The organism is Paraburkholderia kirstenboschensis, assembly GCF_904848585.1.
GTDB classification, from domain to species: domain Bacteria; phylum Pseudomonadota; class Gammaproteobacteria; order Burkholderiales; family Burkholderiaceae; genus Paraburkholderia; species Paraburkholderia kirstenboschensis.
Map to the genome: position 1 here is coordinate 1 of NZ_CAJHCR010000050.1, position 5,182 is coordinate 5,182.

At 64.0% G+C, this 5,182-nt stretch carries 1 protein-coding gene; it reads left to right on the forward strand.

Annotated features, from left to right (window positions below; translation table 11 throughout):
- Positions 1-677: 677 nt before the first annotated feature.
- Positions 678-5,182: two-partner secretion domain-containing protein (locus JMY24_RS37700; RefSeq protein WP_201704076.1), on the forward strand; the 4,505-nt coding region annotated here is incomplete at its 3' end.

Genomic DNA, 5,182 nt, shown 5'->3' on the forward strand with positions numbered 1-5,182 from the left:
GCGTGAAGGACGGCAAGGCGTACGTGGTCAAGTCGCACGGCTGGCTGAAGATGGGCCTCGCGCCCATGGGCAGCCCGGCACGCGCCACGGTCAAGGGCGCAGCCTGACGCTCGCGTCGGGCCCCATGCCTGCTGCGAAGTAGGATGGGGCACAGCAAGCAGGCCGTAGGTAGATCGTCGCTGGAAGGACGATCAACCGATAAAACTGGAAGTTGATGGATGAAGGGCAGTGCTATATGCACTGCCCTTTTTTATTTGGAATTGGAAAACGAGGAATGCTCCTCAGGATAAGCCAGCGACGTATTTTCCCCGCAACAGTCGAAGGACACTACCCCGTTGATCCCAAAGTGATCTCGCTATCTCGGAATTTTCCTATTCATCAAACGACTCGCATCGTTCCATAGCACACGCGATCTTCCTCACCTCTTCTGCCACGTCGTCAACGCATCGGTCTCGCTAACCAACCTTGCGAAAGCGCACGGCGTTAGACCCTATTTGTCTGATGGAGGCCGCCGTTTGTAGGGACATCTTTAGTCCTTGTCTGATTCTGTCTGTTGGACGCATCTCATATTCTGAATCTCGAACATTAGCAAAGCACGACGGCCCTAGTCCCGCTTCGCTCAATGCGCGAGCCGCAGTGCGCGGTTGTCGTGTGTCCAACTTCATTACGAGTCTTTCATGAACAAGAATCGGTTTCGCCGGGTATTTAGCAAACGTCTCGGCATGCTCGTCGCTGTTGCGGAGAACGTGGCGAGTCAAGGTAAGCAGGCTGGCGAAAGCGCCGGCGTCGGTCCTTCGGGCCGCGAACTGGGCGTCGTCTCCGCGATGACTGCGGTGGCGGTGGCGCTCGTTGCGCTGCAGCCGTCGGTGGGCCGCGCGCAGTCGCTGCCGACCAACGGTCAGGTGATGGCAGGTCAGGCCAGCATCTCGCAAACCAACCCGAACACGATGACCATCAATCAGGGTACGCAACGTACCGTGATCGACTGGAACTCGTTCAACGTCGGCACGGGCAACACGGTCCAGTTCAACCAGCCGAACGCCCAGGCGCAGGCGCTGAACCGCGTGACGGGCGGCATCCCGTCGAACATCCAGGGCCAGCTGCTGGCTAATGGTCAGGTGCTGATCCAGAACGCGAACGGCGTGCTGTTCGCCAAGGGTTCCACCGTCAACGTCGGCGCGCTGCTGGCGACGACCAAGTCCATCGATGCGGGCCAGTTCATGGCCGGTGGCGCGATGGATCTGAAGAGCACCGGCAAGAACGCCAGCGTCGTCAACGAGGGCGCGATGAACGCGGCCGGTTACGTCGTGCTCGCCGGCGACCGGGTGCGCAACTCGGGCGACATCAACGCTGCCAACGTCGTGCTCGCCGCTGGCGACAGCGCGATCGTCGCGCTGTCGAACGGGCAGGGCATCTCGCTCAAGCTCACCGACGCCACCGCCAATGCGCTGGTCGAGAACACGGGCAACATCAACGCCGGCAACGGTTCGGTGCTGCTGACCGGCCGCGGCAAGGACACGCTGCTGAACTCGGTGGTGAACCTGTCCGGCGTGGTCAAGGCCGGCACCGTGGTCGCCGACGCCGGCAACACCGGCGACGTCGCCGTGCGCGGCAAGATCGACGCCTCGGGCGTGAATGGCGGCACCGTGGTGCTGTCGGGCGATCGCGTGGGCGTGTTCAACGGCGCGTCCATCGACGCCAGCGGCCAGCAGGACGGCGGCAAGGTCATCGTCGGCGGCGACTCGCTGCACAAGATCGATGCCGCCCCCGTCGGCATGCAGGACGGCGTGAACTTCGCCAGCTTCACCCAGGTCGATGCGGGCGCTTCGATCAAAGCCGACGCCGCGCGCGGCAACGGCGGCTTCGTCGAAACCTCCGGCCGCAACCTTAACGTGCAGGGCGTCGTCTCCGCCGCCGCGCCGAACGGCAAGGCGGGCGCGTGGCTCATTGACCCGACCAACGTCACCATCAGCACCGCCGCCAACGCGAACGAAGCCGTCAGCGGCGGCACGTTCACGCCGTCGACCAACGCCGCCACCGTCAACAACGGTGCGATCAACACCGCGCTCAACGCCGGCACCGACGTCACCATCACCACCGCCAGCGCGGGCACCGCGACCGGCAACATCGTGCAGAACGCGGGCGCGGACATCATCAAGTCCGCCGGCAGCGCGGCCACGCTGACGATGCTCGCCGACGGCAGCATCCAGCTCAACGGCAACATCAAGTCCACCTCGGACAAGCTCAACCTGAACCTGCAGGCCGACCAGAGCGGTCTGCACAAGGGTTCGGTCACCAACGTCGTCGGCAGCGCGATCGACCTCAACGGCGGTCAGCTCAACGTCTCGGCCAACACCACCGCCGGCAACGGCCTGGACGGCGGCAACAACGCGGTCGCGCTGCTGGGCACGCAGTCCAACATCGGCGGCGGCACGATCGCCGGCGCGGCCAACACGGGCGCCGGCGTGATCGTCAACAACCTCGCCCAGATCGCCGGCACGCTCAACGTCAACGCCACCTCGAACACGGGCGTGGGCTTCCAGCAGAAGAGCGGCACGATGAGCTTCACCAACGACGCCGTCGCCAACTTCACCGGCACCGCCGGCAGCCACGCGGTGGACTTCGAAGCCAACCTGGTCGTCGACAAGACCGCCAAGCTCAACGCCAACGGCACCTCGACCAGCGGTGTGGGTGTGATCAGGGGCGGCAGCGGCACGCTCACCATCGCCGATGCGGGCGCGGTGAAGTTCACGGGCCAGTCGCAGGGCAGCACCGGCGTGGGCTTCTGGGGCACGACCTCGCTCAGCGGCAACGCCACGCTGGATGCCGCCGGCACGTCGGCGACGGGCACGGGCGCGCAGGTCAACTCCGGCGCCACGGTGAATCTGGCAGGCACGAGCCACGCGCGTTTCAACGGCGTGTCCACGTCCGGTGTCGGCTTCAAGGCGGGTGAGATGGGCGCTACGGGCCTCACGAACATGACGGTCGGCAACAGCGCGACGCTGGACATGGCGGGTACCGCCCAGACCGCTTCTGGCGTCTACACCGGCGCCATCAACTTGCTGGTCAAGGACAACGGCATCGCCAATCTCACGGGCACGTCGGACACGGGCATGGGCGTGGCGCTGGCCGCCGTCTCCCCGGAGACCGGATACAACCGCGGGCAGTACACCACTGCCGATGCCGGCACGCTGAACATCAACGGCACGTCGCGCACCAACGTCGGCGTGAACGACTACGGTTCGCCGTTCACGCAGACAGGCACGTCCATCGTGAACATCAATGCCGTCTCCACCGACAACACGTTCATTGGCTTCCTCAGCTGGAGGACGATGAGCGTCACCGACAGTGCCACGCTCAACATCAACGCCAGCGGTTCGGCTGGTGCGTGGTTCGCGTGGTCCGCGGTGAATGCCAGCAAGGACGCCACGGTGAACGTGACCGGCACGGGCACGACCGACAATGGTGTCATCGCGCCGACCGGGTCGCTCTCGGACAACGCCACGATGAACATCAACGGCACGTCGCAGTCGGCCGCCGGCGTCTACAACGGCCTGGCCATGACGGTGAGCGGCGACGCCACGCTGAACGAAGTCGGCAAGAGCGATACCGGCGCAGGTGTGTCGATCGACTCGAACATGACCGCCACCGATAACGGCGCCATCTCGATTTCCGGTGCCTCCACGGACGGCACGGGCGTGCAGCAGAACAGCGGCTCGACGGTGAACGTCTCGGGTAACGGTTCGGTCGACATCGGCGGCGCTTCGCAGAACGGCACGGGCGTGAACCTGGCCGGCAACGCGAACGTCATTGAAGAAGGCGTTCTGAACGTCAGCGGCACCTCCGACGCTGGCGTGGGCGTCAACGTGTCCGGCAACGTCGCCACCCAGGACGATGGCAAGACCGTCATCGACGGCACGTCCTCGCAGGGCACCGGCGTGAACGTCGCGCCGACCGGCACGGTCACCACGTCGGGTGAAGGTTCCACCGTCATCACGGGCGGCTCGACGAACGGCAACGGTGCGGTCATCGACGGCAATGTGAACGTGACGGACAACGGCACGGCGAACATTTCCGGTAACTCGGCCAATGGTTCGGGTGTGATCGTCGATCCGACTGGTTCGATCAACATCTCGGGTAACGGTGCGGCTGACATTTCGGGTAACTCGACGAACGGCAACGGCGCGGTCATCGATGGCAATGTGAACGTGACGGACAACGGCACGGTGAACATTTCCGGTGGCTCGACCAACGGTTCGGGTGTGGTGGTTGATCCGAACGGTTCGATCAACATCTCGGGCAACGGCGCGGCGGACATCTCCGGTAATGGTGGCGACGCAGGCGTTGTTATCAACGGCAGCGTCGACACCTCTGGCAACGGCACGACCGACATCTCGGGCAACGCCAGCAACGGCACGGGCGTGATCGTCGATCCGAACGGCTCGATCAACACCTCGGGCAATGGCTCGACCAACATCTCGGGCAATGGCACGGATGCGGGCGTGGACATCAACGGTTCGGTGAACACGACGGACAACGGCACGACCAACATCAGTGGTGATGCGTCGAACGGCACGGGCGTGATCGTCGATCCGAACGGTTCGATCAACACCTCGGGCAATGGCTCGACCAGCATCTCGGGCAATGGCACGGATGCGGGTGTGGACATCAATGGTTCGGTGAACACGACGGACAACGGCACGACCAACATCTCGGGCAACAGCACGAATGGCACGGGCGTGATCGTTGACCCGAACGGTTCGATCAACACGTCGGGCAACGGCTCGACGAACATCTCGGGCAACGGCACGGATGCGGGCGTGGACATCAACGGTTCGGTGAACACGACGGACAACGGCACGACCAACATCAGCGGTGATGCGTCGAACGGCACGGGCGTGATCGTCGACCCGAATGGTTCGATCAACACCTCGGGCAATGGCTCGACGAACATCTCGGGCAACGGCACGGATGCGGGTGTGGACATCAACGGTTCGGTGAACACGAGCGAGAACGGCACGACCAACATCAGCGGTGATGCGTCCAACGGCACGGGCGTGATTGTCGATCCGAATGGTTCGATCAACACCTCGGGTAATGGCTCGACGAACATCTCGGGCAACGGCACGGATGCGGGCGTGGACATCAACGGTTCGGTGAACACGACGGACAACGGCACGAC